This is a genomic window from Streptomyces sp. NPDC088246 (assembly GCF_044741025.1).
Taxonomy (GTDB): Bacteria; Actinomycetota; Actinomycetes; order Streptomycetales; family Streptomycetaceae; genus Streptomyces.
The window spans coordinates 1-4,226 of the sequence record NZ_JBIURV010000137.1 but is presented as its reverse complement, the minus strand read 5'-3'; the positions used below and the strand labels follow the sequence as shown (position 1 = coordinate 4,226).

At 65.9% G+C, this 4,226-nt stretch carries 3 protein-coding genes; all 3 read left to right on the top strand.

The window, feature by feature from the left end:
* The first annotated feature begins 534 nt into the window (after positions 1-534).
* The 3 genes from ACIPEK_RS46265 (at position 535) to ACIPEK_RS46255 (ending at position 3,818) form a co-directional block, all read left to right on the top strand.
* Entirely contained in the window at positions 535-882 is a 348-nt protein-coding gene (locus ACIPEK_RS46265; protein ID WP_402008951.1) for a hypothetical protein, read from the top strand.
* Between the two features lie 84 nt (positions 883-966).
* A complete protein-coding gene (locus tag ACIPEK_RS46260; RefSeq protein WP_402008948.1) occupies positions 967-1,650 on the top strand; it encodes an ABC transporter ATP-binding protein in 684 nt (227 codons plus the stop codon).
* Entirely contained in the window at positions 1,650-3,818 is a 2,169-nt protein-coding gene (locus tag ACIPEK_RS46255; RefSeq protein ID WP_402008945.1) for a permease, read from the top strand. Before ACIPEK_RS46260 ends, ACIPEK_RS46255 begins: the two co-directional genes overlap by 1 nt.
* Positions 3,819-4,226 lie beyond the last annotated feature (408 nt).

Genomic DNA, 4,226 nt, shown 5'->3' with positions numbered 1-4,226 from the left:
CACCCCCCAGGTCATCGACTTCGACAGGGGGCACACAGCCATACCGGACCCGGGGGCCAGGCACCCCATTGCGGGGCCACGAAAACGGTAACGGGACAGGTCCACGAACCGCTCGTGCGCGGCATCCCGCCGGCGGGGCTTCAAACTCCGGCCGGACCCTCCCCGGCCCGGCGCTTCACCCCGGACAGGGATCCAGCTCCCCAGAACCGAACCTCTCTCGCTGGCTGGTGAGGAGGCTCTTATTCCGAAGATCGGATTCAGGTCAAATTTCCCCAGTAGTTACCAGCAGCATATGCAGCGTTTGTGTGCACGCATCGGGCAAAGGGCCAGGTTGGTGCACCGTGATCGGTTTTGAGCCTTTGGAGGTCAACTCTTTTCGTATGCACCGCACTTGCCTACGGTGATCACTGCGTCACATTGGGGCCCCGGCTTAGACGTCACCAAGGCTTTGCATCAACCGGCGATCACGCCGCTGATGCCTCTCTGGTATGCCCTGTGTTCTTTCGACATCTTCATCTGAAGGAGTGCACACGAATGACGAGGACGAAGTTCATCGCTGCCGCGCTGCTCACTGCGTCGCTTGCGGTTCCTACGGCCACTGCCGTTGCCGCTGACGCCGTTGCCAAAGGCGCCCATGCCTGGTCTCCGGCTGACGGCGGTGACAGCGGGAAGATAGCCGTCAAGGATAACAGCAGCGATGGGGACCCGGTAAAGGCCGAGTACTACCGGGTGGACAGTTCGGAAACGAAGCGGACCCTGTGGAATCACAGCGGACCGGGAACCACCGTCTACTCCGGTGACGGATCCAGAATCTACAAGTTCAAGGCGTGCGACGAGAACTACGGCTCGCCGGACGACTGCTCGGGCTGGGTCATCCCGTAAGTCTGCTCTCCACGCCCAATATGCCGCGCTGGCCCGGTACGGGCCGGCGCGGTGTCCCCATTTTCTGACAAGAGGCAAAAATCTGTGAAGCAAAGCGATTCGCCGGGGCTCCGCGTGAGCGGCCTCTGCTATCGGGTCGAGGGACGGACTCTCCTCGACAGCGTGGAGTTGTCCGTGTCCGCCGGCGAGTCGGTCGCGGTGACCGGCCCCAGCGGGTCCGGTAAGTCGACGCTGCTCATGTGCATCCTCGGCCTGATAAAACCGCAGGCGGGCACCATCACCGCCGGGGGCCGGGAGATCACCGGCCTCAGGTCCACCCAGCTTGCGCAGGTACGGCGGGAGACTCTGGGCATGGTGTTCCAGTTCGGTGAACTTCTTCCCGAGCTAAGTCCGGTAGAGAACGTCGCCCTGCCGGTCCTGCTCGACGGAGGCCGCCACCAGGACGCCTACCGACGCGCGGAGGAGCTCCTCGAAGAGCTCGGTGTCCCCGTCGGCTCTACCCCGACCGGCATGCTCTCCGGCGGCGAGCGCCAGCGCACTGCCGTTGCCCGGGCTCTGATCACCGAGCCGGACGTCCTCCTCGCCGATGAGCCCACCGGCGCCTTGGACCCCGACGCCAAGGAGGAAGTCGCCCGCCTGCTGTTCACGACTGCCCGTGAGCGGGGCTGCGCACTGCTGTTGGTCACGCACGACCTGACGGTTGCTGCTCGGGCCGACCGCCGACACGAGCTCCTCGGCGGGATCCTGGCCGAAGCAGGAGCCCTCTGATGCAGGAAAGAGTCCGAACCGCAGGAAAGTTGTTCAGGATCGGTCTCGCAGCGGGCCGCTCCACTCCCGGCGACCGTCTGCGCTGGTGGGGTCTGTTCTGCGCCGCGGCCGCGGTCGCCTTCGTCATCTTGGCGACCGCGGCCACCGTTGCGACGTATCACGGCCGTGAGACCAGAGCGGACGCCAGAGGGCCGGTGATCACTTTCAGCAAGGACGCCACGCTGCTGTACCGGGAAGGGATCGACTCTGTCGGCTCCAGGCCCGTATCCATCGTGTTTGTACACCCCCTCACACCCGAGGCTCCTCTTCCTGCTGGTGTGGCCCGCTGGCCGGATCCGGGTGAGGTCCTACTTTCTCCCGAACTCGTCAGGACCGGACGCGGAGAAGGAATCCTGAACCGGTACGGACGGTTCGCCGGAACCATCACCAACGATGGGCTGGTCACTCCCTCTGAGCGGATCGCGTATGTCCGGGTGGCGGACAGTCCGCCGAAGGGCGATCCCCGGTGGATGGGGGTGTCCACCTTCGGAAGCGGTGGCGGAGCGACGGGAGAGATGGCCGATCAGCCCTCTTTGACCTCCCCCGTCCTCGCTCTCTGGGCGCTGACCGGGCTGCCCGCCCTCGCCCTGGCTGTGGTCGCTGCTCGGGTCGGCTCCCGCACCCGTGACCGGCGCAGCAGCCTGCTGCAGGCCCTGGGTGGGACATGGCGGCACCGGATGATCGTCAACATCGGTGAAGCCGCGATTCCTGCGGCACTGGGAACGCTCATCGCGTTCGTCCCGTATGCCGCGGCCTCCGTATGGGACATCCGCCTCGCGCCCACCGGGTACATCCTCGACCACCGTGACGTGTGGGCGGCATGGCCGGCCGCCATGGCGTCGGCGGCTGTATCTCTGTTGGTCGTGCTGGGCATCGTGGTGGGTACACACCGCATTGCCCGGGACGGTACGTCCACCCGCCCCGCCGCTTTCACCTCCCGTGTTCCCGCATGGCGCCTGGTCGCCTGTGGCGTCGGCGTCGCGCTGGTCCTGACGAGCCAGTACGTGCCCCGGAAGGCCCAGCTTGTTGTGTTCACCTGCGGGACCGTCGTGATGTGGGCCTTTCTTTCCTCGGTCGTGGCACTCCTCACCCGCCACCTGGGCTCCTGGCTCGCCGCCAACGGGAAGCGCAGGGGGCATGCGGGCCGCATGATCGGCGGACGGTGGACGCACGCGCATCCCGGCGTGATTGTGCGCCTCGCTCTGGCCATGGTGATCGGTATCGGGATTGTCGCCCAGATGCAGGTGTGGACCAGCAGGCTCGGAGTGCATTCACAGGCGGCAGCCGCCACGCACCAGCGGATCAAGGACACGGTGATCGAGGTGACTGCCAGCGGAATGACCGCGCCGGAGACGGACCGGTTCCGCTCTTCGCTTCCGTCCGGTTCGATACTGCTGAACCGGACTTTTTACGATCCGGGAGCGTCCAGAGACCCCTGGACGACCATTGGAGGATCCTGCCGCGACCTACGCAGGCTGCATGTGGCCTGTGACGGTGACGCGAGGGCATTGACGGGAAGCAGTGCCCAGTTGGCCAAGGTGGAAGAGATGCGCCGCTGGTACGGCGATCTCAGATTCACACAGGTCCCCCGGATCAGCGTGAAGCCGGACGGCACACAGTCCCTTCTCGTCGTGACCCCCGCACCGGGGCAGCTCGCCGCAGTGAAGCAGGCCGCGTTCACACTTCCCAATCCCTCGGTGCAGGTCGAGGCCCTGGGCGGAAACTGGCTGGGGTCCTCGCGTTCTCGCCTGCCGAACTGGATCCAGCTGTTCGGCGTCACTGGCATCCTGTTCATTCTCGTGGCCGGTTCAATGAGCGCGGCGGCCGAGTTCGTCCGGGTCCGCCACGCTCTCGCCCCGCTCTCCGTCCTGACCGGCCACCGCCGGGTATTCCGCTCCGTGACCTCCTGGCATCTGACCGTCCCGTTGCTCATCTCCACCGTTGTCACCGGGGCCGTGACCGCATGGCATTCGGTGTTCTTCATCGCCCTGGTACAGGAAGGCTCCGTGTCTTGGACGATTCTCGGATACGGGATCACAGCGTGTGCTGCGGTTTCCCTGACCGTCGGGTCCCTCGGTGCACGAGCGGCATCCCGGGAGGCCAACCAGTGGCGACCTACCGCCGACTGAACGAAAGCACACCGGGCCCCACAGACGTCGCTTCTTATGGCCTGGCCGCGTGAATGAGGGCAAGCGATCGGTTCGTCGTGCAATCGGCTGCTCGGGGCAGCGGGGCATGAAGATAGGTACTCATCCGTCGGGGACCAGGTCGACGGACCGGGGTAACCGTCGGCGCCCTTTGTTGTCGGGCCGTCACCCCACGCCGGCCGGATCTCTTGCCCCACCGCCCCGCTCGGCGCCACGCGAGCGGGGCGGCAAAAACCGACACGTTCCCTGCGCGCATGCCACACCGATTGCAGCCCCGCTGTCCCTGTCTGCGGGGCTCTTAGAGGGCGATAAGAGCCAGCTCGACCCAATTTACGCGATCACTCCGGAGGCTCACAGGGGGACTTACCGGACAGAACTCCCTCCAGCGAG

What these genes read in the sequence shown, in the direction of transcription:
- ACIPEK_RS46265 (WP_402008951.1), top strand. Translation starts at nt 535, where the DNA reads ATGACGAGGACGAAGTTCATCGCTGCCGCGCTGCTCACTGCGTCGCTT.
- ACIPEK_RS46255 (WP_402008945.1), top strand. Translation starts at nt 1,650, where the DNA reads ATGCAGGAAAGAGTCCGAACCGCAGGAAAGTTGTTCAGGATCGGTCTC.